Annotated in this window: 28 protein-coding genes and 1 pseudogene; 16 read left to right on the top strand and 13 right to left on the bottom strand. The window is 68.0% G+C overall.

All coding sequences use genetic code 11. The features are described 5' to 3' along the window. Positions 1–2: 2 nt before the first annotated feature. The 3 genes from AB0B85_RS11285 to AB0B85_RS11275 all read right to left on the bottom strand — a co-directional run bounded on the left by AB0B85_RS11285 (position 3) and on the right by AB0B85_RS11275 (position 3,177). Positions 3–956 carry a redoxin family protein gene (locus AB0B85_RS11285; RefSeq protein WP_357406027.1) on the bottom strand — a complete coding sequence of 318 codons (954 nt, stop codon included), beginning with the start codon at positions 954–956 and terminating at the stop codon, positions 3–5. Beyond that, positions 957–2,183: an epoxide hydrolase family protein gene (locus AB0B85_RS11280; protein WP_357406025.1), complete on the bottom strand. Its 1,227-nt coding sequence runs from the start codon at positions 2,181–2,183 to the stop codon at positions 957–959. Between the two features lie 157 nt (positions 2,184–2,340). Then, entirely contained in the window at positions 2,341–3,177 is an 837-nt protein-coding gene (locus tag AB0B85_RS11275) for an SDR family oxidoreductase (RefSeq protein WP_357406023.1), read from the bottom strand. Positions 3,178–3,300: 123 nt separating this feature from the next. Between AB0B85_RS11275 and AB0B85_RS11270 the strand changes: the two genes are divergently transcribed. Beyond that, positions 3,301–3,906, top strand: a complete 606-nt coding sequence (locus AB0B85_RS11270) for a TetR/AcrR family transcriptional regulator (protein WP_357406021.1) — start codon at positions 3,301–3,303, stop codon at positions 3,904–3,906. Positions 3,907–4,011: 105 nt separating this feature from the next. On the opposite strand, the gene AB0B85_RS11265 is transcribed toward AB0B85_RS11270, so the two are convergent. After that, a complete protein-coding gene (locus AB0B85_RS11265; RefSeq protein WP_357406019.1) occupies positions 4,012–4,539 on the bottom strand; it encodes a cupin domain-containing protein in 528 nt (175 codons plus the stop codon). Between the two features lie 140 nt (positions 4,540–4,679). Between AB0B85_RS11265 and AB0B85_RS11260 the strand changes: the two genes are divergently transcribed. The 3 genes from AB0B85_RS11260 (at position 4,680) to AB0B85_RS11250 (ending at position 9,861) form a co-directional block, all read left to right on the top strand. Beyond that, positions 4,680–5,594: an expansin EXLX1 family cellulose-binding protein gene (locus tag AB0B85_RS11260; RefSeq protein WP_357406017.1), complete on the top strand. Its 915-nt coding sequence runs from the start codon at positions 4,680–4,682 to the stop codon at positions 5,592–5,594. An 80-nt stretch (positions 5,595–5,674) separates the two neighbouring features. After that, positions 5,675–6,430 carry a hypothetical protein gene (locus AB0B85_RS11255; RefSeq protein WP_357406015.1) on the top strand — a complete coding sequence of 252 codons (756 nt, stop codon included), beginning with the start codon at positions 5,675–5,677 and terminating at the stop codon, positions 6,428–6,430. Positions 6,431–7,065: 635 nt separating this feature from the next. After that, entirely contained in the window at positions 7,066–9,861 is a 2,796-nt protein-coding gene (locus tag AB0B85_RS11250; protein ID WP_357406013.1) for a TIM-barrel domain-containing protein, read from the top strand. 4 nt (positions 9,862–9,865) lie between these two features. Here AB0B85_RS11250 and AB0B85_RS11245 read toward each other — a convergent pair whose 3' ends face one another. Both AB0B85_RS11245 and AB0B85_RS11240 read right to left on the bottom strand, forming a co-directional pair. Next, positions 9,866–10,186 (bottom strand): hypothetical protein, encoded by a 321-nt coding sequence (locus tag AB0B85_RS11245; RefSeq protein WP_357406011.1) that lies wholly within the window; start codon positions 10,184–10,186, stop codon positions 9,866–9,868. Then, positions 10,183–10,431 (bottom strand): hypothetical protein, encoded by a 249-nt coding sequence (locus tag AB0B85_RS11240; protein WP_357406009.1) that lies wholly within the window; start codon positions 10,429–10,431, stop codon positions 10,183–10,185. The genes AB0B85_RS11245 and AB0B85_RS11240 overlap by 4 nt, the downstream gene beginning before the upstream one ends. 397 nt (positions 10,432–10,828) lie before the next feature. Here AB0B85_RS11240 and AB0B85_RS11235 point away from each other — a divergent pair, with 397 nt between their 5' ends. Continuing rightward, the gene (locus AB0B85_RS11235) at positions 10,829–11,635 is read left to right on the top strand and encodes a helix-turn-helix transcriptional regulator (protein WP_357406007.1); all 807 of its coding nucleotides are present in this window, start codon (positions 10,829–10,831) and stop codon (positions 11,633–11,635) included. Further along, positions 11,622–11,813, top strand: coding sequence for a DUF397 domain-containing protein (locus AB0B85_RS11230; RefSeq protein ID WP_357406005.1), 192 nt, complete (start codon positions 11,622–11,624; stop codon positions 11,811–11,813). Before AB0B85_RS11235 ends, AB0B85_RS11230 begins: the two co-directional genes overlap by 14 nt. 220 nt (positions 11,814–12,033) lie before the next feature. On the opposite strand, the gene AB0B85_RS11225 is transcribed toward AB0B85_RS11230, so the two are convergent. After that, entirely contained in the window at positions 12,034–12,744 is a 711-nt protein-coding gene (locus AB0B85_RS11225) for an SDR family oxidoreductase (RefSeq protein ID WP_357406004.1), read from the bottom strand. Between the two features lie 58 nt (positions 12,745–12,802). On the opposite strand from AB0B85_RS11225, the gene AB0B85_RS11220 reads away from it, so the two are divergent. The 4 genes and pseudogenes from AB0B85_RS11220 to AB0B85_RS11205 all read left to right on the top strand — a co-directional run bounded on the left by AB0B85_RS11220 (position 12,803) and on the right by AB0B85_RS11205 (position 15,117). Continuing rightward, positions 12,803–13,165, top strand: coding sequence for a MerR family transcriptional regulator (locus AB0B85_RS11220; protein WP_357406002.1), 363 nt, complete (start codon positions 12,803–12,805; stop codon positions 13,163–13,165). Between the two features lie 47 nt (positions 13,166–13,212). After that, positions 13,213–13,305 (top strand): annotated as a pseudogene (locus AB0B85_RS11215) (IS5/IS1182 family transposase); the annotation flags it as partial. Positions 13,306–13,402: 97 nt separating this feature from the next. Beyond that, a complete protein-coding gene (locus AB0B85_RS11210) occupies positions 13,403–13,975 on the top strand; it encodes a sigma-70 family RNA polymerase sigma factor (protein WP_357406000.1) in 573 nt (190 codons plus the stop codon). Next, entirely contained in the window at positions 13,972–15,117 is a 1,146-nt protein-coding gene (locus AB0B85_RS11205; RefSeq protein ID WP_357405998.1) for a hypothetical protein, read from the top strand. Before AB0B85_RS11210 ends, AB0B85_RS11205 begins: the two co-directional genes overlap by 4 nt. Before the next feature lie 203 nt (positions 15,118–15,320). Here AB0B85_RS11205 and AB0B85_RS11200 read toward each other — a convergent pair whose 3' ends face one another. Then, positions 15,321–15,446 (bottom strand): hypothetical protein, encoded by a 126-nt coding sequence (locus AB0B85_RS11200; RefSeq protein ID WP_357405996.1) that lies wholly within the window; start codon positions 15,444–15,446, stop codon positions 15,321–15,323. 149 nt (positions 15,447–15,595) lie between these two features. Next, positions 15,596–16,000 (bottom strand): hypothetical protein, encoded by a 405-nt coding sequence (locus AB0B85_RS11195; protein WP_357405995.1) that lies wholly within the window; start codon positions 15,998–16,000, stop codon positions 15,596–15,598. A gap of 171 nt (positions 16,001–16,171) precedes the next feature. On the opposite strand from AB0B85_RS11195, the gene AB0B85_RS11190 reads away from it, so the two are divergent. Further along, entirely contained in the window at positions 16,172–16,846 is a 675-nt protein-coding gene (locus AB0B85_RS11190; RefSeq protein ID WP_357405993.1) for a PhzF family phenazine biosynthesis protein, read from the top strand. Between the two features lie 47 nt (positions 16,847–16,893). Here AB0B85_RS11190 and AB0B85_RS11185 read toward each other — a convergent pair whose 3' ends face one another. Beyond that, on the bottom strand, positions 16,894–17,532 hold the full coding sequence (locus tag AB0B85_RS11185) for a class I SAM-dependent methyltransferase family protein (RefSeq protein WP_357405991.1): 639 nt from the start codon (positions 17,530–17,532) through the stop codon (positions 16,894–16,896). A 90-nt stretch (positions 17,533–17,622) separates the two neighbouring features. Between AB0B85_RS11185 and AB0B85_RS11180 the strand changes: the two genes are divergently transcribed. Both AB0B85_RS11180 and AB0B85_RS11175 read left to right on the top strand, forming a co-directional pair. Continuing rightward, positions 17,623–17,817, top strand: a complete 195-nt coding sequence (locus AB0B85_RS11180) for a hypothetical protein (RefSeq protein ID WP_357405989.1) — start codon at positions 17,623–17,625, stop codon at positions 17,815–17,817. A gap of 14 nt (positions 17,818–17,831) precedes the next feature. After that, positions 17,832–18,359, top strand: coding sequence for a hypothetical protein (locus AB0B85_RS11175; RefSeq protein WP_357405987.1), 528 nt, complete (start codon positions 17,832–17,834; stop codon positions 18,357–18,359). On the opposite strand, the gene AB0B85_RS11170 is transcribed toward AB0B85_RS11175, so the two are convergent. Then, positions 18,360–18,758, bottom strand: a complete 399-nt coding sequence (locus AB0B85_RS11170; RefSeq protein WP_357405985.1) for a DUF4265 domain-containing protein — start codon at positions 18,756–18,758, stop codon at positions 18,360–18,362. A 250-nt stretch (positions 18,759–19,008) separates the two neighbouring features. Between AB0B85_RS11170 and AB0B85_RS11165 the strand changes: the two genes are divergently transcribed. Further along, on the top strand, positions 19,009–19,419 hold the full coding sequence (locus tag AB0B85_RS11165) for a hypothetical protein (RefSeq protein WP_357405983.1): 411 nt from the start codon (positions 19,009–19,011) through the stop codon (positions 19,417–19,419). 266 nt (positions 19,420–19,685) lie between these two features. After that, a complete protein-coding gene (gene lepB, locus AB0B85_RS11160) occupies positions 19,686–20,174 on the top strand; it encodes a signal peptidase I (protein WP_357406070.1) in 489 nt (162 codons plus the stop codon). 266 nt (positions 20,175–20,440) lie between these two features. Here lepB and AB0B85_RS11155 read toward each other — a convergent pair whose 3' ends face one another. Together AB0B85_RS11155 and AB0B85_RS11150 are read right to left on the bottom strand one after the other, a co-directional pair. Then, positions 20,441–21,049 carry a hypothetical protein gene (locus AB0B85_RS11155; protein ID WP_357405981.1) on the bottom strand — a complete coding sequence of 203 codons (609 nt, stop codon included), beginning with the start codon at positions 21,047–21,049 and terminating at the stop codon, positions 20,441–20,443. A gap of 381 nt (positions 21,050–21,430) precedes the next feature. Continuing rightward, positions 21,431–21,940 (bottom strand): ATP-binding protein, encoded by a 510-nt coding sequence (locus tag AB0B85_RS11150; RefSeq protein WP_357405979.1) that lies wholly within the window; start codon positions 21,938–21,940, stop codon positions 21,431–21,433. Between the two features lie 340 nt (positions 21,941–22,280). Here AB0B85_RS11150 and AB0B85_RS11145 point away from each other — a divergent pair, with 340 nt between their 5' ends. Further along, a complete protein-coding gene (locus AB0B85_RS11145; RefSeq protein ID WP_357405977.1) occupies positions 22,281–22,430 on the top strand; it encodes a hypothetical protein in 150 nt (49 codons plus the stop codon). The last annotated feature ends 39 nt before the right edge of the window (positions 22,431–22,469 follow it).

Raw genomic sequence — 22,469 nt, 5'->3', positions numbered from 1 at the left:
GCTCAGCCGAAGGTGAAGGCGTACGCCTCGGCGCCGGGCTCGTCGAACGTGATCTCCAGGGTCCGTTCCCGGACCGCGCCGTCCTGGCGGACGAGCTGGTAGAGCCGTCCGTCCTGGAGGACCCCGTTGCCGGCCTCGTCGACGTCGACGCCGTGCGACGGGCCGGGCGGCTCACCGTCGAGGAGCACCCGGAACGGGATCGGCCGTCCCGCCCCGGGGGCCAGCACGAGATGCGCGTCGCGGGCGTGGAAGCGGAAGGCGATGCCGCCGCCAGCCCGGTCGAGCGCGACGCTCTCCGACCCGATCGTCCACTCCCCCGCCAGGGCCCACTGGTTGAGCCCCAGGCTCTCCGGACGGTAGTAGGCGCGGCGCTCGTCGAGCGCGGCGCTGTTCGGCGACGCGAAGTGTTCGCCGCGCCGGAAGCCGAGGTACGTCTCGGGCGTCCGCAGGTTCGCCCAGTCGGCCTCCGCCTCCGGGCCGAGCCCCCGCACGGGTACGGGGTCGCGCTCGATGCCGAGCAGTTGCTGGAGAGCCTGTTCGGACTGCTCGTAGCTCCCCTCGCCGAAGTGTTCGTCCCGGATGACCCCGTCGGTGTCGACGAAGTACAGCGCCGGCCAGTACTGGTTGTCGAAGGCCCGCCAGATCGCGTAGTCGTTGTCGACAGCGACCGGGTAGTCGATCGAACGCGCGGCGACCGCCCGGCGCACCCGGTCGACCTCGTGCTCGAACGAGAACTCCGGCGTGTGCACCCCGACGACGACCAGCCCGTCGTCGCGGTACGCCTGTGACCAGGCCCGGACGTACGGCTCCTGGCGCAACCAGTTGATGCAGGTGAGCGTCCAGAAGTTCACCAGGACGACGCGCCCGCGCAGGTCGGCGGGATCGAGTGGCTCGGAGTTGAGCCACTCGGTGGCCCCGTCGAGCGGGGGCAGGTGCGCACGCCCGAACATGGCCATCTAGCGCAGCGACCGGAAGGCGGTGCGCAGCTCTTCGGAGAAGATCTTCGGCTGTTCCCAGGCCGCGAAGTGCCCGCCCTTGTCGAGCTTGTTGAAGTAGATGAGGTTGGGGTACGCCTGCTCGGCCCAACTCTGCGGCGCCTCGTACAGTTCGTCGGGAAAGACGCTCACGGCGACCGGGATGGTCACGCCCTTGGCGGCGAAGAACGACAGCTTGTTCTCCGCGTACAGCCGGGACGCGGAAATCGCGGTGTTGGTCAGCCAGTAGAGCGAGATGTTGTCCAGGATGTCGTCGCGGGTGAGCCCCGCCTTGGCCCCGTCGAAGACCTGCGCGATCAGCGCCAGGCTCTTCGCGTCGTGGTCGAGGAGAAAGGACGCCAGGCCGACCGGAGAGTCCGCCAATCCGGTGAGCGTCTGTGGCCGCGTCGCCATCATGAGGGCGTACGCGACGTGCTTCCAGACGTAGTTGACTTCTTCGGCGGCGCGCATCTCGTCGGCGGACAGACCGGACGGCAGCGAGCCCATTGCGTTGTTCGCGCCGGTGGTGTCGCCCTGGAACAACATGTCGATCTCGGGTGGGACCGCACCGGGCATGTTCGTGTGGATGCCGAGCAGCTCCGGAGGCGCCTGTAGGCCCATCTGGTCCACGATGACCGCGCCCCAGTCGCCGCCCTGGGCGACGAACCGCGAGTAGCCGAGACGTTTCATCAGCTCGGTCCAGGCGGTCGCGATCTTCTCCGGGTTCCAGCCCGGCTCGGTCGGCTTACCGGAGAAACCGTGGCCCGGCAACGACGGGATCACCAGGTGGAAGGCGTCCGACGCGCTGCCGCCGTGCGCTGTGGGATCGGTGAGCGGTTCGATGATCTTCAGTTGCTCGATCACCGACCCGGGCCACCCGTGGGTGACGATCAGCGGCAACGCGTCCTCGTGCTTCGAGCGCACGTGGATGAAGTGGATGTCGACGCCGTCGATTGTGGTCATGAACTGCGGTACCGAATTCAGTCGCGCCTCGACCTGGCGCCAGTCGTACTCGTTCTCCCAGTAGCGGGCGACGGCCTGAATCGTCGCGAGCGGCACGCCCTGGGACTGGTCGTTCACCGTTTCCTTGTCCGGCCAGCGGGTGGCTGCGATGCGTCGTTTCAGGTCGTCAAGGTCCGCCTGAGGAATGTCGACCGAGAAGGGCCGGATCTCCGTGGTGCCGGGGCGAGTCTTGGCCTTGACAGCCATGCGTGTTCCTCTCCGTCTGGGTTTGCGCCTGGTGAGGGGAATCCTGCGGTGCGGGCTCTGCCCGGACTTGTGTGCCAATTCGAGATGGGCACGCCGCCGCCATATCTCGGAGCCTAGAACGCCGTACCGGTTGCCCGTGGCGATACGAGCAGCCCTCTCAGCTGTCAGGTCCGGGGGCGGTGACGGCGTGTTCGGCGGCCCGGCTGACCTGCTCCCAACCCGCCCAGGTGTCCATCCGTCGGCGGGAGATGTCGAACGCCAGGTCGTACACCATGCTGCCGAGCAGCAGTCGCAGCGGCGGGTCGTCGCTGTCGACCAGGCGCAGCAACGCCTCGGCGGCCAGCCGGGGTTCGCTGTCGATCGACCCCTCCGCCCACTGTCGTTCCAGTTCGGCTCGCAGCGGCGCGTACGCGTCCATCGGAGTGCTGGCGGTCAGGCCGGTATAGAGGTCGGTCCAGTATCCGCCCGGCTGCACGATGCTGAGTGTGATGTCGAAGGCCGCCGCCTCCATCGCCAACGCCTCGCTCATGCCTTCCAGGGCGAATTTGCTCGCGCTGTAGAGGCCGGTGCTCGGAAAACCGCCGAGCGCGGCGATGCTCGAAATCTGCACGATGTGGCCGGACCGTTGGGCGCGCAACTGTGGCAGCACGGCCTGGCTGACCCACAGTGCGCCGAAGAAATTGACCTCGAACTGGGCTCGCGCCTGCGCCTCGGTGAACTCTTCGACCATTCCCATGGACAGGGTGCCGGCGTTGTTGACGACGATGTCGAGCCGTCCGAAATGCGCGACGGCGGTGTTCACGGCGGCGAGGACCGCCGCCCGGTCGGTCACGTCGAGGGTCAGGGCCAGCACCTGGTCGGCGTACTTCTCGTCGAAGTCGTCCTGGGTGATGGTCCGGGCGGCGGCGACCACCCGGTCACCCCGGTCGAGCGCGGCGTCGGCGAAGGCGCGGCCCAGGCCGCGGCTGGCGCCGGTGATGAACCAGGTGCGCATGGCGTTCTCCATCCGATGAGCGAGACGAGACGGTCCGTCTCGTTATGGTGGAGAGAGTAGGCCGGGCCACCCTCACCGTCAAGACGAGACGGATCGTCTCGCTTGCTGATATCGTGCTGCCCCATGACGCCCAACACGGCCCGCCGGCGAGAGACGTCCCGGCGTGCCATCCTCACCGGGGCCTTCGACCTGCTTCAGGAGATCGGGTACGCGAAGGTGAGCATCGAGGGCATCGCCGCGCGCGCCGGCGTCGGCAAACAGACCATCTACCGCTGGTGGCCGTCCAAGGGCGCTGTCATCTTCGACGCCTTCCTCATGCTCAGCGAGGCCACCGAGGGTGGGCCGCCGACTCTGCCGGACACCGGCGACCTGGCCGCCGACCTGACAGTGGTGCTACGCGCCACTGTCGAGGAGATGAACGACCCCCGGTACGAGCAACCGATGCGCGCCCTGGCCACCGAGATCGCGCTCGACCCCGAGCTGGCCACGGCGTACGCCGAACGCCTGGACGGCCCGTTGAAGGAGGCCAAACGGCAGCGCCTGCGCAGCGCCCAGCAGTCCGGCCAGATCGCCGAGGACATCGACCTCGACGTGGCGGTGGACCTGATCTGGGGTCCGTTGTTCAGTCGCTGGCTGCAGCGCAGCGGGCCGCTCACCCCCGAGTACGCCGACCTCGTCGTCAGCACCGCCCTCGGCGGGTTACGCCGCCCCCGGGGGTCTGCCGGCTGACCAGCCCTGCGGGGCCGCGCACGTCACGGGATTGCGCGCCAGCGAACGGCGACGCCAGGCGACCCGGCAGGCAGGGGCGCTGCCGGGCCGGCACTGGCCCACCTGTCAGAGCATCTCGGTGCGGTATCCGGGAGCCAGTTCGGCGGCGCGCTGCCGGCGCTCCGCCTTCTCCCCGTCGGTGAGCTGCGGCGGCGGCGCGTCTCTGCTCGCGACCTCGTCACCGACGCGCATGAAGTATTCGTCCTGACCCGCCGGGGTGCACATGCACAGCATGCGCGCGGGAGCGCCGGAGACGTTGCGGAAGTTGTGCGGGGCGTTGGCCGGGATGTTCACCGTTGACCCGGCCGGCACGCTGCGCTTCTCGTCGCGGAACGTGAACTCGATCTCGCCCTCGAGGATGGTGAACATCTCCTCGAAGTCGTGCCGGTGTGGCGGCGGGCCGCCGCCGTCGGGCACGCGCATGTCGATGAGGCAGTACTGCCCGTTGGTCTGCTGGCCGGTGACCAGGATGGCGTAGGTGCCCCCGGCGAGGGAGATGTAGCTGGTCGCGGGGTCGTCGGGGTTGGCCACCGTCAGACTTCGGGTCGGGTCGTCGTCCGGGATGCCAGCGGCGGCGCTGTTGACGTCGGTCATGCTGCTTGTCCCCCTCGGTGTGGTTCCTTCGCGTTGAGGCTCGCGCTCCGTCACGGCGGGGTACCGCAACCGTACCGACCGGGGCGGTCCGCTCGGGCGTTGTTGCGCCGCCGCGAGGTGCTGCGGCAACATCATCCGCCGTGACGGCACCAGGCACGGCCTCCGGCAACGATATTCCGGCCCGCACGCCCCGGCTGAGTCGACGGCTCCGACACTGGTTGGCCGGGGCCGGGGTCACCGTCCTGGCCGCCGTCCTCGGCGTCAGCCTCGCCGTGCGCGGCGGTGCCACCCCGGCCTGCGCCGCGCCGCCGACGGGCAACGCCGTCCACCACGCTAAGGCCAGCTTCTACGACGCGGGCCGCTCGGGCGGCAACTGCTCCTTCCCGGGTCCGCCGGCGGACCGGCTCTACGTGGCACTCGGTGCGTCCCAGTACTCCGGATCGGCGGCCTGCGGCAGTTACCTGGAGGTGACCGGCCCGAAGGGCAAGGTCCGGGTCATGGTCATGGACCAGTGCGGCGGCTGTGGACCCAGCAAGATCGACCTCTCCACCGAGGCGTTCACCAAGATCGCCGACCGGTCGCAGGGCATCGCACCCGTGACGTACCGGGCGGTGGCGAACCCGCCGCTCGACGGCGGGCTGACCTTCCGGATGAAGGGCGGCGCCTCGACATACTGGTTCGCGGTGCAGGTCGGTAACCACGGCAACCCGCTGCGCTCGGTCGAGGCGAAGGGGCCGGGCGGCGGCTTCCGTAAGGCCGCCCGGCAGAGCGACAACCACTGGACCATCGAGGGCGGGATCGGTCCCGGGCCGTACAGCATCAGGGTCACCGACGTGTACGGACGCCAGGCGACCGCCACCGGCATCCGCCTGGTCACCAAGCAGGTGCAACGCAGCACGGCCACCCTCGCCAGCGCCCCGCCCACGCCCAGCAGCCCACCCCCGGCCCCGCCGAGCCCCAGCGCTACGCCGACCCCGACGGAGTCTGTCGCACCGACGGCGACAATCGAAGCGCTCGCGGGTGCCGCCGCTCCACTCGACCGCCCCCGCTGCTGACCGCCTGGTCTTGAATGACCCGGTCGCGGTGCCGCAACAAGCGGCGGCTGCCCGACGTCTGCGCCGACTAGACTGCCCCGGTGGTCGACGTCCTGAGGCTGGAACCGCTGCTGTTCCCCGCCGAGTTCACGTCGCACCGCATGCGGATCCTCGTCAACGGACTCGACGTCGTTGCGACGGCGTACCCGGCCGACGGCTTTCATGGACAGCCGGTAGCGGGATTCACGCCCTCATCGGTACTAGGACCGGGCGGACTCGCTGTCGCACCGGAAGCCCGAGAGGTTGCGGTAGGCGGCTCTGACATGGGCGAGGACCGGCTGACGGTCCGCGTACGTCAGGCCGGCTCTGAAGTGATCTGGGACTGCTGGCGTCTCACAGTCCTCGACAGGGTGCACAAGGAAGGGCCGGAGCTCGGGCTGGGCAGCTTCCGGTTCGACTCGCACGCGTACGCGGAGGAGTTGGCCCAGGCGACGGAGCGCACTACCCGGACGTGGCCAGCGCGGTTGGTTGCCGAGAACCTTCAGGCCACGCTGTGGCGTGAGGGGTGGGACCAGGACGGCGGAGCCTGGATCCGCGGCTACGTAGCGATCCGCGCGCCCGAGGATCGCCCGGACGTGGTCGAGATCAGCTACTACGCCCGCGACCTGAGCGGGCAGCGTTATGCCCTACCGGGCAGCTATGTCGTGACCTTTCCGGTCGACGGTACCGACCCGGACGTTCAAGCCCAGGCCATCGCAGACCGACTAGGTCATGAAGACCTCAAGCCGGCCTCGGTCCACCAGCCTCATCGCCGACGAAAGCCGGCCGGCCGAGATGCGGCGGAGTCGGTGTCGTGAACGAAAGCCAGGGCGACGAGCAGGATCGGTTCCGCGATCCGTTGGTCAGTCTGTACGAGCTGGCGGCCGAGGACATCTACGTCGTCTGCCCACGCTGCGGGCATCGGGCGGTCAACTCCCCACAGCCAGATGGCAGTAGGTGGGTGGCCTCCTGGCCCCGTCGACTCACGTGCCCGGGGTGCGCGTACTCAGCGTCCTGGTCCCCACGGGGATCTGAGGTCTCGTCCTGGAACGGTCCAGTCGATCCGTTCTTCCACCTGCCCTTGTGGCTGAGGGCCCAGTGCTGCGGCGGGCACACGCTCTGGGCATTCAACCGCACCCACCTTGACCTGTTGTCCGGATACATCGGCGCTCGACTTCGGGAGCGGGGCTCGGCGCCAGGTGGCATGACGCTGGTGGCACGGCTGCCGAACTGGCTCAAGGCCGCCGACAATCGGGACGAGCTGCTTCGAGTCATCAGTCGACTGCGCGCATCAATTGACTGACCCTCTGGGCTGCGACCCCAGACTGCCGGATGGGTACGGCCGCTGGCGAAAGAGAGAAGGGACACCCTCCGAGGCCCGTTGACAGGCGTTTCCGGCGAGTGACAGCGTTGTCATCGACTCATTTCCTCCATATGAGACGAGGAGCGCATCTTGCTCTATCGGAACTCACAGCGCCGTCGGGCGACGGCAGCCGCAGCGGTCGGCGTACTCATCACGGGTCTGGCACTTGCCCCGTCCGCGCCTGCTCAGGCCAGCCGTCACAAGGCGCAGGACGGGGCCGTTCGGTCGGGCAACGCACGTTTCGAGGTGCTGTCGCCGACCCTGATCCGCACCGAGTACCAGAAGGACGGCCGGTTCACCGACGCCGCCACGTTCAACGCCATCGGGCGTGACGACTTTCCCCGTACCCGGTTCACGAAGCGCGTCGAGCACGGTTGGCTGACCATCGACACCGGCGCGATGACGTTGCGGTACCAGGTCGGTTCGGGCGCGTTCACCGCCCACAACCTCACGGTGCAGCTCAAGGCCGGCAAGCAGCTCGTGCAGGGCCAGCCCTGGGCCGGCCACACCGCCCCGGCCTGCGCGTTCGGCGCGCTCTGCGAGGCCGAGTCGCTACAGCTGAGCGGGCCCGGCGTGGCCACCGACCACAAGGGGTTCAGCGGACGCGGCTTCGCGGCCGGCTTCGCCTCCTCCGGCGACTCGGTCACGTTCGCGCTCGACGCTCCCGAGGGCGGCACGAAGCAACTCTCCGTCCGCTACGCCAACAGCACGGGCGGCGACGGCCAGAACGTGGACCGCACCCTGACGGTGCGGGTCGACGGCGACGCCGGCCACACGCTGACGCTGCCGCCCACCGCGAACTGGGACACCTGGGGTCTGGCCAGCGTGCCGGTCGACCTCCCCACCGGTCGGCACGAGATCAGCCTGGTGCGGGGTCCCACCGACTCCGGCAACGTGAACGTCGACAGCCTCGCGGTGGTCAACCCGGGTGACCCGTTCCCGGCGCCGGCCACGCCCCAGCCGCAGCCCCTGCGGTTCGGCACCCTGGGCGAGGCCGAGACCGGCGCGCTGACCGGCGGCGCGAGGCCCGCGAACGACCACAACGGCGCATCGGGTACGGGTTTCCTGGCCGGCCTGGAGAGCACCGCGTCCGCCGTCGCGCTCACCGTGACGGATGTGCCGTCGACAGGTGACTACCAGGTGCAGATCCGCTACGCCAACGGCCAGGCTGGTGCCCAGCCGAGCCAGGCGCGCACCATGTCGGTCGGCGCGGGAACGGCGGCGCCGGTCACGGCGATCCTTCCGCCGACCAGCGGGTGGGACTACTGGAACACCGTTTCCGTCCCGGTCCACCTTGAGCGCGGCACCAACACCGTGACGCTGGGCTGCCCCACCGACGCCAGTTGCAACGTCAACGTGGACACGGTCGCCGTCACGGGCAAGGGCTCTCCGCTGCTCGCCCCGCACGCGCCGCTCGGCGGCTACCGCCGGGGCCTGGACGGTGTGACAGGTGCCGCCCTCACCGCCCCGGGCCTGCTCTACCAGGACGGCTGGTACCTGCTCGACGACTCGGCCTCGGCCCTGAGCACCACCAAGCCCCGGCCCGCCACCGAGCAGGACGGCTACGTCTTCGCGTACGGGCAGGACTTCACAGGTGCCCTGAAGGACCTGTCGACCCTGACCGGGCCCACGAAGCTGCTGCCCGAGTGGGCGTACGGGGTGTGGTACTCCGAGTACTACGACCGCACCGCCGCCGAGTTCCAGGACCTGGTGGCCCGGGCCAGAACTGAGGGCGTACCCCTTGATGTTCTTGTTCTCGACACCGACATCAAGGCGCCGGACAAGTGGAACGGCTGGAGCATCGACAGCACCCGCATCCCCGACCCGAAGGCGTTCTTCGACTGGGCGAAGAAGCAGGGCCTGCACACCGGCATCAACATCCACCCGAGCATCCTCGGCTCGGACCCGAAGTTCGCCCAGGCGCAGGCCACCGCGAAGGGCAAGCTCCAGCGCGTCGGCTGCAACGGCGGCCCCGACTGCTACGCGTTCGACTTCGGCGACCCGGACCAGCTCAAGGCGTACCTGCAACTGCACGACGAGATGCTGCCCAAGGGCACCAAGGGCCCGGACCTGTGGTGGCTGGACTGGTGCTGCGACAACACAAAGTCCTCGCTCGCCGGGGTGACCGGGGACGCCTGGATCAACAAGCAGTACGCCGACAAGACCGGCTTCGCGTTCTCCCGCGCGTACGGCTCGTTGCAGGCCGGCGGCTACAGCAGCCCGACGCCGGTGTCTACCGGACCGTGGGCCGACAAGCGCACCACGCTGCACTTCACCGGCGACACCACCTCCGACTGGTCGACCCTGCAAATGGAGGTCGGCTACACGCCGGGCGAGTCGGCAGCGACCGGCCTGGCCGCGGTCAGCCACGACATCGGCGGGCACACCGGCGGCCTCCAGGAGCCGGGCAGCGAACCGGGCAGCACCCAGCTGCCCGACGACCTCTACGCCCGGTGGGTCCAGTTCGGCACGTTCCAGCCCATCGACCGGCTGCACTCCAACCACAGCGACCGGCTGCCCTGGCAGTACGGCCCGGCGGCCAACGCGTCGGCAAAGAAGTTCCTGAACCTGCGCAAGGAACTGCAGCCGTACACCTACGCCGCCGCCGAGGAGGCCACCCGCACGGGTACGCCCATCGTCCGCTCGATGTACCTGGCGTACCCGAACGAGCAGGCCGCCTACGCCACCGCCGGTTCCCAGTACCTCTACGGTCCGGACTACCTGGTGGCACCTGTGACGACGCCGGGCAGCACCGCCACGACGTCGGTGTGGTTCCCGCCGGGCAACACCTGGACGGACATCTTCACCGGGAAGACGTACCGGGGCGGCACCACGCAGAACATCACCACAACGCTGGACACCATGCCGGTGTTCAAGAAGCACTGAGGTTTTAGGGATCGAGACGCCGGCCGGGTGGGGCAACCCACCCGGCCGGTGCGTCACCCGGCTGTGAGCGTGCCCGCCGAGTCAACGACAACCAGCCGAGGAACCGCGCGTGCATCCTGGCCGGGTCCGGGCGCAGCCCAAGGGTGTACGCGTCGTCGATCGCCTCCCGCAACGACGCGGCCAGGTAGAACGCCAGCGCGATCGAGTGACAGTAGAACTCGGTAACGAGGGCGAGCTGAGCCGGGCCACACGGCCAGGGCGCGGCGCAGTTGCGGCACAGCCACGCCGGGCGCATCGGCAGGTGCGGGCGAGGGCGGGCGGTCATCCGACCCGCACCGGACGCCGCCGTCGTTTGGCTGGCAGGGCCTGCATCCGCACGCCTGCCCGCCGTACATACAACTCGCGCCGCGCCACAGCGTCGCCGACCGCGTTCAGCTGGTAACCCTCGATCCAGACCCACCCGTCGTACGTGTGCCGCTCGGGCAACTCGCGGATCACGCGCACGACGATCGGGCGCAGAAACTGCACGCTCGCCGCGGTGGTCAGGCAGATCACGTCACCTGCCGTCATCGCCCCGATCACCACAACCCCCAGGGGTACGGGTCAGCGCGGCTCGCGCCCGGACCACGCGGAATCGTCGCGTGTGACAACGGGGCAGTCGACGCCTCCGGGCTTGCGGCCGGCGGGCGTGGCGGCTTGCGCATCGCGGGCTCGTCGTCGGGCACTGTCTCCCCCTTCGTGGTGATCGGAAGGGACCGCTCCCGTGAGTGCTCGCCCGGCGGGAGCGGCCCCGCCACGAACGCGACCACCGGGTTTCGTGGTCCCTGTCAGCCGCGCCGTCTCGTGACACTCTGCTGTGGAGACCACTACGCTCGGAAGGCATTCCAGGCACCCGGGCCGGAGCTGGCAGACAAGCCCACGGCTTGTGGCACCGCGGGTAGTCGATCTCCGATGTGAGGAGTCTTGAATGGCTGACGTGCCGAATCCGCTGGCGGATTTCATCGTGAGCGAGATCCGCCGCGCTCGCGGGGCGTCCGGCATGACGCAAGAGTCGTTCGGTCGGGCAGCCGGCTTCAGCGCTTCGCATGTCAGCGCCGTGGAGAGTGGCACCAGAGCACTGACGATGGACTTCATCCGGGGAGCCGACCGCGCCTTCAACAACGACGGACTGTTCGGACGTCTGGTGGTGAAACTCGGCGCACCGTCATGGTTTCTGCCGTGGCTGGACGCCGAGCGCGGGGCGCGACAGCTTCGCCTCTTCGAGCCACTCCTGATTCCGGGTCTACTCCAGACCGAGAACTATGCCCGGGTCGTGATGCGCTTGAACGACCTCATGTCGGCCACCGAGGTAGACCAGCAGGTCAGCGCCCGCATGAGCCGACACAAGATCCTCACTGGTGACAGCCCGCCACAGGTGGTGGCCGTGCTGGACGAGTCCACGCTTCACCGCGCGGGCGACGAGCACGCCGGCATCATGGCCGAGCAGGTTGCCCACCTCATCACCGTCGCCGATCTGCCACACGTCCACATCCACGTGATCCCTGCAGGCGCCGGCCTGCACATCGGGCTGTCCGGGCCGTTCGCGCTGGCGCGGGCTGGCGACGGGACCTGGGTCGGGCACCTCGAAAATCAGCTGGGCGGGATCGTGGTCGACAACGAGGATGGGCTCCATACTCTTCATGCGAGGTGGGAGAACGTGAGGAACGAAGCACTCCCGCGCCGACAGTCCAACGAGCTGATGAAGGAAGTGCACAGCCACCATGGACCTCACTAACGCCATCTGGCGCAAGTCCCGGCGCAGCGGCTCGTCCGGGGGCAACTGCGTCGAGGTAGCCGACAACCTGCCCGGCGTCGTCGGCGTACGCGATAGCAAGGATCCTGCCGGTCCGGCCCTGACCTTCGGGCCGGCGGCCTGGCAGGCGTTCGTCGCTCGGGTCGCCGCGCGGCTCTGACCGGCGCGACCTCGGCGCCGCGCCCGGGGTGGGAATCAAGGCTTTTTGGCATTCCAGAGCATCGTTCGGCAGCTGTCCTGTGGGCGGCAGCCACCGCCTCGTCGTGGTTCCGCAGAACCTTCGAGACTCGGCGGTGGCTGCTGACGTCCAGGGACAAGACCGTCCCGTCACCGCAGGTCGGCCGCACCTTTCCTGGCCGGCTGCGGCGGAGGCGGTGGTGTCAGCCGAAGAGTGCCCCGGGAATGTCGGCGTAGAAGAGGGCGGGATCGCGGGAGAGCGAAGCCTTGACGTTGGCGGTGGGGCCGTCGGCGATCACTTCGAGTTTGCCGGCCTCCAGGCCGTCCAGCGCCATGGCGACCACCTCGTGGGGTGGAAGTTTGGGGATGTCGAAGCCGGCCATCATGTCGGTGTCGGCGACGGCCAGGGCCAGGGCGGTGACCTGGGTTTTCTGACCAGCCAGTTCGAGTCTGATGCCGTTGGTGAGAGACCACTCCGCGGCCTTCGAGGCGGCGTAGCCGTTGCTGGCGGGGGCGAAGGTGTACCAGCTCAGCGCTGAGATGACGTTGAGGATGGCACCCCCGGCAAGCCGGGGAGCGAAGGCGCGGACGACGTCGAGGGTGCCCCAGAAGTTGGTGTCGAACTCGCGGCGGACGTTCTCCGTGGAGGGCCCGAGCAGGGGCGCGTTCGTCGAGATGCCAGCATTGTTGATCAGGACATCAAGGTCGCCCACCTCGGCTGCCGCGGCGGCGATGGACGCCGGATCGGTGATGTCCAGGTGGAGGGGAACGACGCCCGGAATGTTGATGAGCTCGGGGCGGCGGGCGGTCGCGTAGACGGTGGTGGCGCCGCGAGCGAGCAGAGCCTCGGCAAAGGCCTTACCGAGCCCACGGTTGGCGCCCGTTACCAGTGCTTTCGTACCTTTGATCTGCATGGAGCTAGACTAAAACCTGACGTTGACGTCAGAGGCAAGTATTGCGAGGTGGGTCACTGTGCGGATCGGGGACCTGGCGACCCGGACACGGGTGAGTGTTCGCGCGCTGCGGTACTACGAGGAACAGGGTTTGCTGGCCTCGACGCGGTCCGAGAGCGGGCAGAGACTCTACGGGGCCACAGCCGTCAACCGGGTGCGGCTGATCCAGCAGTTGTACAGCGCGGGGCTGTCCAGCAAGACGATCGCGGAACTCCTGCCGTGCGTGGACGCCAAGGTCAGCACTCCGGAGTCGCGCGAACGGCTGGCGGCGGAGCGAGACCGGATCAATACGCAGATCGCCGAACTGATCATCGCCCGGGACAGGCTCGACGACATCATCGACATGACGTCGAGGCCAAATTCTGACTGTGACTACGTGTGAGGGTTGTCGCCGTCCGCTCCGAGCCGTTCCCACCGAGGCTCCGGTAGGACCGCATCCGCTACCACCGCCAGCAGCGCACATCCCGACGGAGGCGGCTGAACCCAGGCCGCCAGGTCCTGCTCGCCCCGGCCCACCTGCGCAAACGGCGACACCGTAGCGCCCCGGCCGCGGCGCCTGAACACTTTGCCGCCCCATCGGCAATGTCAGGGTGAAGCGCGGATTTTGCCGAGGAGGGCCATGGCTTCGGATGCGGATTTGATAGGCCGGTCGCTGGATGGCGATGTCGACGCCTTCGTGGAGGTGGTCGAGCGTCATGAAGCCGCCGTCGGTTCGTACCTCGCTCGCCGGGCGGGGCGCGATGCCGCTGAGGACCTCCTGGGCGAGGTGTGGGTTGCGGCGTTCGAGTCGCGGCGATCGTACGACCGGTCGTACCACGATGCGCGGCCGTGGTTGTACGGGGTGGCATTGAATCGCCTGCGGCGCTACTGGCGCTCCCGGCCGGTCGAAGACCTGGTCGCGGAGGTGCCGGACGTGGCTGTCGGATCGGATCCGTGGTCGGCGGTGGACCTCGGCGTGGACGCCCGCGCGGTGCTCCGGTCGGCCCTGATGCGACTCAAGCCCGAAGAGAGGGAGGTCCTGAGGCTCGTCGCCTGGGAGGACCTGACGGCAGCCGACGCCGCACGGGCACTCGGCATACCGGCCGGCACCGCACGGCGGCTGCTGAGCCAGGCCAGGACGGCATTGCGCGACGCGCCAGGGGTGTCCGCGCTTCTGAAGGACCGCAACAGCGCGAAGGAGAGACACCGATGACCGACGAACTCGATCTGGTCGGTGCCTTGGGCAGCGCAGAACCACTACGCCCGGAGGCGTATCAGCGGGCGCGAGCGGTGCTGCGGGCGGCGATGGCCGACCCCGGAACCGTCCGGCTGCTGGGCGCGACATCAGCGGAGGACACAACCATGGAGGCGACGTCAACAATGGAAACGACGACAACCACGCGGGACCAGGAATCCAGCCCGGCGATTCAGGGCCGCCGGCGGATCGGTATCGCGGGCCGACTGGGCATCGGTGCCGGGGTGGCGGTTACCGCCGCGGCGGCAGTCGTCGCTGTGGCGCTCAACTCGCCGCCAACCGGGGGCACGGAGGCCGGCACGAATTCGGCGGCCGCCACCTCGGGCTCGACCACCGTCGAGGGGCCCGCCGAGCGCACGCCGCTGATGACCCTGGCCGGGTCCATCACGACTGTCGCCCCGTCCGGGGGCGACGCGTGGCTGGTGAAGGCGACGCAGGTCAACGGCACCAAGACCATGCAGGTCGTCTACACGCTGTACACCGACGATCACGCGATCTACACGGGCAACAGCGTGCAGGACATCAAGCGTGCGATCGCGCGTCACCAGGACCAGATGAACGACGGCGGCTACGCTCCGCTGCTCAAGGCGGCCGTCGCCGCGGCGGACAGCAGCCCGGCCGACGGCCGGACCCAGATGCTCAAGGCAGCAAAGGATCCGCTTGTGGGCCTGGACCCGGCGGCGCAGAAGGCGGAGTGGGACAGGCAGCAGGCGGCCGCCCAGGTGATCATCAAGCAGAAGGGTGGCAACGCCGCGCCGAAGCCGTACAGCCCCGAGGCCGTTGAGCGGCACTTCGACAACGCCCTGTGGACGTTCAGCACCGAGGCGCTGTCCGCCGGCGACGGCAACACGCGGGTCCGGGTCGGTGTGCTGCGTCTGCTGTCCACCATCTCCGCGGTCAGCGTCAAGGACTCGACGACCAACGGCAAGGCCACGCTGACGATCACCGCCGGTCCCGAGGTGTTCGGCGGCGAGGGCAAGGAGGTGCTGACCGTCGACGCCAAGACCGGCATGCTTGTCGAGGGCGTCACCACCGTGCCGGGCCTCCTCCGGGCCTCCACGACCTACGAATCCTCCCGCGTGACGAAGGCCGACCTGTAGGCCGGGAACTCCCACCCATCAGCAAAGCAGACGGGCGTAACGCGCCCGGCGTTCGGTAACGGTGCGGGCCGCCTGGAGGCGGCCCGCACCGTCGTTTTGTTGTTCGCACGGCGACTGACGAGTCGACAGGTACCCCGGATTCCGTGCGGCGCCACGTTCAGAAGTGGCGCCCGCAGATCAGGTGCGGACGACGTGATCCGCCATCAGCGATACCTGGTCAGCAGCTCCGCCGGAAGGTCGACGCCGGTGGCGGTGGACACCTCAAAGACGTCCCCGAGCCGCAGCGCGGGGAAGTCTTCCAACTGGTATTCGGAGATCGACGAGAGCATGACCTTGCCGCAAGCACAAACCCACTCGTCACCGCGAAGTCGGCGAAGAAATCCAGATGCGAGGACATCCCTCTAGCCCACACCCAGCTTCCGGATCACGCCACCAAGAAACCTGGCGGAGCCGCCGGATCACCAGCCGGTGACCGACGTCAGCCACGACCGAGGATGTCGTCCCGGTACTGCTGGAAGCCGTGCCACCCAGCGGATCGAGCGCAATCGTCGGTCAGGAAGACGCCGGTCGAGATGTCGAGGGCGCGACCACCGGTCACGGCGACGACCCGTGCGACAACGGGCAGAACGTCGTCGCCGCCGCGCACGTGCAACATGATCGAGTCCACTGGATCGTCCGACCCGATGTTGAACTCGATGCTCCACGTCGGGCCGCCCAGCAGCCCCCACGCAGGATCCGCTAGGTCGAGATCGGGGAAGTTCTCCCGTAGCCGCCGCCTGATCTCCGGTCCGGTGCCCAGGGGCGGCGGATCGAAGTCCTGCGGAAGCTGGTCAACAGATCCGGTGTGGGGCGGGGCGGCGACGATGAGCACGTCCCAACTCACCGCGTCCTCCGACCTGCTCCGGCAACAGTGACAGCGTACCCGTGATGGTTGCGCCACAGGCGCGGCCAACTCACTCCCGTGGGGGACGCCGTTGGTCCGGCGGAATGCCGCGCGCCGCGCCTCGGTAGCGGCCTCCGCCGCCCAGGACACCTGCGGTGGATAGCATCGCTCGTGACAGATTTCCACGTACTTCGGGTGTTCTGCGGTCCCGGCGGTCGGCACGGCAACCAGCTCGGCGTTGTTCTTGACGGCTCTGCCGTCGCCGCTGGGCAGGATCGACAAGCCGTGGCCGCGCGGTTGGGCTTCAGCGAAACCGTCTTCGTCGATGACGTCGACACCGGGGTCGTCGACATCCACACACCGAGCGTGCGGCTGCCGTTTGCCGGGCACCCCCTGGTGGGCACGTCCTGGTTGCTGGGTCGACTCCGAACCAGGCCGGCACTTCTGCAACCGCCGGCGGGTCCGGTGCCAACCTGGCAGGACGGCGAGTTCACCTGGATCAGAGGTCGTGCGCAGTGGGCGCCCGACCGGCGCATGCAGCAGTACGCCTCGACCGAGGAGGTCGACGCGCTGCCGGCTCCGCCGCCCGGTGACGGGTGGCTGTACGCGTGGGCGTGGCAGGACCGGGCCGCCGGTCGGGTGCGTACCAGGGGGTTTCCCCGCCGTGGCGACGCCATCGTCGAGGACGAGGCCACCGGAGCGTCCGCGATCGTGCTCACCGCCGAACTGCGCCGTGCGCTGGACATCACGCAGGGCCGGGGATCGCAGATCCTGACCCGACCGGGCCCGAACGGCACCGTCGAGGTTGGCGGCCGGGTCGTCCTGGAGGAAACCCGCTCCCTCTGAGTGAGCTGCCGGGAAAGCGCCCACGCCAGGAGAGCGGCAACTCAGCCTCACCGGGCGAACGTGAAGATTCTGCCGCCCGGTGGTGCCTGCTGCGGTTGTCCGCGAAACCGATGAACGCCAACCGAGAACAGCACGTCGGACGGCGCGTGAAAGGCCTGCTCGGCGAAGCCTGCGGCGGCGAACCAGCAGCGGATCGCCGGGGTGAGATCGGGGGCACGGCGGGTCCTGGTCCAGATCACCGTGGCGTCGGATGCGCACAGCCGAGGCAGTGCGTCCACTGTTGCCCGCACGTCTTCCTCGCTGATGTTGCCCAGCACCCCGGCGAGAACAACCAGATCAGCAGGGGCAGCCGTGCGGTACGCGGCGAAGTCGCCCGCATCAGCGTGGGTCACGGTGAACCCGGTGAGCTGGGCGGCGACGATGCCCCTGCGGGCGGCGGCCACGTTGCGAGGGTCGTACTCGATCAGCTCTGCGCGTACCCGATAGGTGTCCGGTCGTGACGCGAGGGCGCCGATGAGGTCATGCCCCTGTCCCGCGCAGATGCTGACGACCCGGAGCGAGGAGTCCGACCGTTCGTCAAGCCAGTCGGTGATGTGCCGCTGCACGATCCGGAGCCGCCGTGACAGCGGCGACGTGTCGTCGCGGTAGGGCAGGTGCCAGTCGTGCCAGTCGGTAGCGGCGGTCACCGAAGCCATGCTGCCACCCGGTGGGCGGGCCGGGGACCATGCCCGGCCGCCGATCGAGGGTCAACGGGGGTGGCCCGAGCACATTAGGTTGTGGAGCCCAGCCACACGTCGATCAACTCCGGGCCGTTGCCGGTCACCACCCGTCGGACACCGCAGTGGACGCAGTTGCGAGACCTGGACCAGCACCTACACCGCAACAGCCACGGCCTGCCCGGCGACGACTGGTCGACGCTGAGACCCGACCTCTCCCCCGGGCGTGGCCACGACTGCAACATCGAAAACTGACGGAGACCCGAACCATGCACACAGGCGACGACCGGATACCCCTCGTCGACCCGACGGCGGCGCGACGCGGTGTCCGCAGGAGCGTCACGATCAGCGCGTTCCTCCTCCTCGGCCTCACCGGCTTCACCGCGAGCGGGACCGCCATGGTGCGCACCGGCGAGATACGCGGGCTGCCGTTCGCCATTGGTGGCGCGCTCACCCAACTGTCCATCGTCGTCCTGGTGGGCAGCATCCTGTACAGCCGAGCAGGCAGTGACGGTACGTTCATCTCTCAGGCACGCCGCACCAGGACGAACCGGATCCTCAAGGCGCACAGCTGGCTGCTGCTGGTCGCGCTTGTGGCTCTTGGGTCGTTCGCCCTCGTGCGGCTCCTGCTCGGCGATCCGTGGACTCTGGTGACCTCGGCGATCGTCGGCGCGTTCCTCACACTTTTCTACCTGGGCATTGTCCGGATCCTTGCCGCCAGCCAACGGAGCAACGATCAGGTAGTCGTCGTGCCGCCGGCGAGCCGTGGACCCCAGTTCACCGCCGACGAACACTGATCATGGAGCGGCTGCCTGCCAAGCCGCGGTGACACACAACTCGTCGACGGTCCAGCGGCCAGCGCGTTCGCCGTGATGGAGGAGCCGCCGCACCCGGGGCAGATCCGCTGTCGGTGGAACATCGAGGACGACAAGCCCGAACATGCCCGACCCGCTCACCTGCAGCTGGGCGAACTCAGCCAGGACACCGTCCGTGAAGCGTGCGAGGTCGTCGTCATCACCGGGCCAGACGCGGACCGCGCAGTAGCCCGACGCCGCGAGCTTCTCCTTGACCCACCACTGGCCGTCGCGGTCGCGCTCGACACGAAAAACGTCGTGCTTCGCGGCGTCGAGCTCGGCCCATGGTGCGCTGGGCAGCCGAACCCGACCTGGCGCCACCCATTCCGCGCCCATCCCCATGCTCGTCGCGTTGCTGCCAGGCGGCAGGAGAAACCACACCTGCAACTTCTCCCTCCCCCGTGATCGATCAGCCTGCTACCAACGGCACCGCAGAAACGTCCAGCTCAGCGCCGCTGCCGCTGTCGCCCTGTGGCCGTCACGCCGGACGCCCGGTGGCCGGCGGCCGGCGCGGAGAGCGGGAGCCCGGCGGGCTGCGGGCGGCTGAGGCAGGGTGGGTCCCCGGCACGAACTGGGAGCTACAGTGCGCGCCATGGTAGGTGACGGAAGGCACGAGGCGCACGGCTTGCTTGATGACGGGTACGGACACGTCGTAGAGAGCGAGGGCGCTGTCGTGCAATTCATGCTCGGCGGCGGCGAAGATCCCGGGACGGTCGACAACGTTGATGCGCACCTCCACCTTGCCGACGGCAGCCACCGGTACGCCACCTTCTTCACCCTCGACGCAGTACGGGAGATCCTGCGTAGACACGCGAACACCGGAGAAACCGGCGGTGGCCGCTACTTCTGGTGCTCGGATCAGGTGATCGTCCCCGAGCCTGGTGTTGCTGCGATGGTGGCGGCAGTTGACGAGATGATCCGGTCCGGCGACATCGAGGTTATGTGCGGCCGGATTGAGGAGGAGATCGAGGAAGTCCCGGGGGCACCCGACGCCGTGAGGTGACGTTGACCAGCGACCAGCCCTGAACAGCCCAAGACGCCGGGGGCCAGCGCAGCGAGTGAGTCGAACCCGTTGCCGTCTGGGCTGACGAGCAGCGGCGTCCTCAAGGAGATGTGAAAGGTAGACGCCCGCGACCGGATCTGGCTGCGCCGCCCCGTCCCGGCGGAGGTCGAGCCGGTCGCCTGAGGAAGCGCAGCCAGGCGGCAGCTCGGCCTTGACGGGGTCGGACAACCCGCCAAGCGGCCTGGCAGGATCCAGGCGTGCGGAAGATGATCGTCCTGATCGGACTCGTCGTCACGCTGACCAGCTGCGGGGCGTTCGGCGACGGTGCCCGGAACAAGCGCTACGAGGTCAACTCCCCCACCATGGAGCCAACGATCACCGAAGGTTCGGTGGTCTCCGCCAAGGTGGTGAAGTCGGGCGAGTACCAGCCGCGCACGGGTGACATCGTTGTGTTCGATCCACCGGACAGCCACGACTGGAATCCGGATGGCCGGCCACGGATCTTACGAGTGGTGGCGGTGCCTGGTGACACCATCGCCTGCTGTGACGCTCAGGGCCGGATCATCCGTAACGCCACCGCCCAGGACGAGCCCTACGTCAATGAGCCGGCCTTCGGGGCCCCTGCGGCGTTCGAGTCCACCACCGTGCCCGCGGGCACGGTCTACCTCCTCGGCGACTACCGAGAGGCGGCCAACGACTCCTCGCACAACGGCCCGGTGCCGGTGGAAAACGTGATCGGCGTCGTCGACCGCTGAGCACACCGCCGGGCGTCGTCTGGGCTGCCCCTTTGCCGAGCAGGTTCGTCTTGACCCGTTCCGTCGCCCGCCCGGGTGGTGAACCGTCTTGTGCCAGCGATCCTCGACATGCCCCATGAAGCACCGGCAGGTATCGGGACAGCGTCTTCTACAGCGTGATCGACTCGGAGTGGCCCCAAGTCCGGGAACGCCTGAGCGCTGGTTGCTGAGCCGTGTCCCGTCCAACAAGGGTGCCCACTTCCGCAAATGAACCTGCCGTTAGATTTCTACCCCGCTAAGAGAGTGCCTAGAAATTGGCCAATAAAGCCCAGTAATAGTAGCGTGGCACCTATCATGCCAACTCCGCCGGACGGCGTGCTCTTGTCGACAGTAGTCAAGCACCACAGAGAAGCCTGCCATGCGGCTGATGCCAACTGGTGGACCAGTTCACCAAGAATAAATAGGACCGACACCGCGTAAAAAATTCCCGCGACGATAATGCCAGCAAAAACGGCTGCCTTTGCCATGCCCGAAGCCGAACTGAGAATCTGGCCGATAAAGTTGACCAGGTCGAACCCGAATTTTCGAAGCACGAAATACAGGACAGCAGACACGACTATGCCCGCAAGGTAGTGAATACCTAGGTAAATCGCGAGACTGAGTGAGGACAACGCAGTGCCTCTCAGGTCCGCCTCCTCGGCGGGTCGAGATGGTTCTCCGCTGTCGATCCCCGGATTTGGAAGCGTGATCACCGGTGGCAGAATCCAACGGCCCTGCTTAAGTATGCCGCCCCGAAGTTTTCGGAGATTCTCGAGTTTGATCGCCTCCACTGATAACAGCGCGCCGCCAATAATATCGAGCATCAGTCCCAGCAGCGACCAATATTTAGGGGTCACCCGATTATCTTAGGAGTTGAGTCAAGCATCGTTCGTTGAGTGCGCCCCGGTCCACCTCGTGGATCAATCTCCCTATGTCTCAGACAGGGACAGGCTGTGTCATATGGCCCGATTAGTGCGGTCCCGCGCTCATCTGCCGCGATCCGCGCGGAGGTCGCAGATCAGTTGGCGGACGACTGTCGCGCATCAGTCCACGGAGGACAACCGAGCTACCGGCGATGTCAGGTCTCAGGACCTGCGTGACAGATCAGTCTCAGGACGTGGGTGACACGTCCGGCTAGACGATTTTGTTTTCCTCTTGACGTTTAGTCTGCCTCTTCGAGTCCCCGCACGAGGGTGTGGATGGTGTCGTAGAACTCGGTCTTTGGCCAGGGCGGGGTCTCAGGGGCGCCTTTCCAGGTGAGCGAGGTCGCCGGGCCGGAAAATCTCTTCGCCTTCGTCGTGTGGCTCCTCCGATGTGGTGGCGATCCAGTCCAGGACTTCCGGGTCGATCACTCCACACCCAGGGTCTTCGTTGCGGACTGCCAGCCGCCGTAGCAGCTCATCTCGTTCGACCTGGAAGTGCAACAGCCGCCACGTCGCACCGAGGCTTGTTACGAGTTGCTTGTACTCGTCGCGCTCGCTGCGTCGGCCGAGTCCGTGATCGAGAACGACCGTACAACCGGACTTGACTGCCGTGATGAGCTGCCGCCGAACCGCGTCCACAACGGGGCCCAGCAGGTCCAGGTGCTGCTCTGTGGGGTACTCCTTCCCGAGCCGTCCATGGCGCGTCGTCATCTGCTCATCCACGGACAGCCGCAGCACCCCATTGCGTTCAAGCGTGCGGGCATAGGTTGATTTGCCCGAGCCGGGTAGGCCGACGAGCAGGTAGACCACGGGCGGCGGCTGCATCCGACCACCATAGATGCGCTCTGGCAGCCACTGGGGGTGCGTTCGACAGCAGCGCCGACAGCAACGAGACCAGTCGTGAGCAACCGGGGATGACCGGATGCGGACGGTTGCCCGAGGTGACGGACGTGCGCGGACGTTGGCAGACGAGGTGCCCAGAACTTACAAGCGAGGGGTGGCAGCTCCGAAAGCACGATCCCGCCGTACCGCACCCCATCCCTCAGCACGTGCACATCAACCGTTTCGCCGGCGTGGATGCGCCCCGTCCCCACCGGGCTGTGACTGTTGGTGTTGTACTCGACCTGGACGGAGTAGCGGTAGACGCGGCTTCTACCACGATGCCATGGCCGTCGTGGAAGGCGTCGATCTCGTACGACACCTCGGCACGCCCGTTGTCACCAAACAAGACGGGCCTGCGGATCTTCCCGGCAGCCGTCTTGCCCGTTTCGACCACGAAGCCAAGACCTTGGAGCCCAGCAGCAAGGTGGCGTAGCACCATGTCGCTCGTAACGCCGACGCGGTTCCGCCGTCG

It is taken from the genome of Micromonospora sp. NPDC049044 (assembly GCF_040649215.1).
Lineage (GTDB): Bacteria > Actinomycetota > Actinomycetes > Mycobacteriales > Micromonosporaceae > Micromonospora.
Note: the sequence above shows the minus strand (reverse complement) of the source record. Positions and strands in the feature narration are given on the sequence as shown.

What these genes read in the sequence shown, in the direction of transcription:
- AB0B85_RS11285 (WP_357406027.1), bottom strand. Translation starts at nt 956, where the DNA reads ATGGCCATGTTCGGGCGTGCGCACCTGCCCCCGCTCGACGGGGCCACC.
- AB0B85_RS11280 (WP_357406025.1), bottom strand. Translation starts at nt 2,183, where the DNA reads ATGGCTGTCAAGGCCAAGACTCGCCCCGGCACCACGGAGATCCGGCCC.
- AB0B85_RS11275 (WP_357406023.1), bottom strand. Translation starts at nt 3,177, where the DNA reads ATGCGCACCTGGTTCATCACCGGCGCCAGCCGCGGCCTGGGCCGCGCC.
- AB0B85_RS11270 (WP_357406021.1), top strand. Translation starts at nt 3,301, where the DNA reads ATGACGCCCAACACGGCCCGCCGGCGAGAGACGTCCCGGCGTGCCATC.
- AB0B85_RS11265 (WP_357406019.1), bottom strand. Translation starts at nt 4,539, where the DNA reads ATGACCGACGTCAACAGCGCCGCCGCTGGCATCCCGGACGACGACCCG.
- AB0B85_RS11245 (WP_357406011.1), bottom strand. Translation starts at nt 10,186, where the DNA reads ATGACCGCCCGCCCTCGCCCGCACCTGCCGATGCGCCCGGCGTGGCTG.
- AB0B85_RS11240 (WP_357406009.1), bottom strand. Translation starts at nt 10,431, where the DNA reads ATGACGGCAGGTGACGTGATCTGCCTGACCACCGCGGCGAGCGTGCAG.
- AB0B85_RS11235 (WP_357406007.1), top strand. Translation starts at nt 10,829, where the DNA reads ATGGCTGACGTGCCGAATCCGCTGGCGGATTTCATCGTGAGCGAGATC.
- AB0B85_RS11230 (WP_357406005.1), top strand. Translation starts at nt 11,622, where the DNA reads ATGGACCTCACTAACGCCATCTGGCGCAAGTCCCGGCGCAGCGGCTCG.
- AB0B85_RS11225 (WP_357406004.1), bottom strand. Translation starts at nt 12,744, where the DNA reads ATGCAGATCAAAGGTACGAAAGCACTGGTAACGGGCGCCAACCGTGGG.
- AB0B85_RS11210 (WP_357406000.1), top strand. Translation starts at nt 13,403, where the DNA reads ATGGCTTCGGATGCGGATTTGATAGGCCGGTCGCTGGATGGCGATGTC.
- AB0B85_RS11205 (WP_357405998.1), top strand. Translation starts at nt 13,972, where the DNA reads ATGACCGACGAACTCGATCTGGTCGGTGCCTTGGGCAGCGCAGAACCA.
- AB0B85_RS11200 (WP_357405996.1), bottom strand. Translation starts at nt 15,446, where the DNA reads ATGCTCTCGTCGATCTCCGAATACCAGTTGGAAGACTTCCCCGCGCTG.
- AB0B85_RS11175 (WP_357405987.1), top strand. Translation starts at nt 17,832, where the DNA reads ATGCACACAGGCGACGACCGGATACCCCTCGTCGACCCGACGGCGGCG.
- AB0B85_RS11170 (WP_357405985.1), bottom strand. Translation starts at nt 18,758, where the DNA reads ATGGGGATGGGCGCGGAATGGGTGGCGCCAGGTCGGGTTCGGCTGCCC.
- AB0B85_RS11165 (WP_357405983.1), top strand. Translation starts at nt 19,009, where the DNA reads ATGGTAGGTGACGGAAGGCACGAGGCGCACGGCTTGCTTGATGACGGG.
- lepB (WP_357406070.1), top strand. Translation starts at nt 19,686, where the DNA reads ATGATCGTCCTGATCGGACTCGTCGTCACGCTGACCAGCTGCGGGGCG.
- AB0B85_RS11150 (WP_357405979.1), bottom strand. Translation starts at nt 21,940, where the DNA reads ATGCAGCCGCCGCCCGTGGTCTACCTGCTCGTCGGCCTACCCGGCTCG.
- AB0B85_RS11145 (WP_357405977.1), top strand. Translation starts at nt 22,281, where the DNA reads ATGGCCGTCGTGGAAGGCGTCGATCTCGTACGACACCTCGGCACGCCC.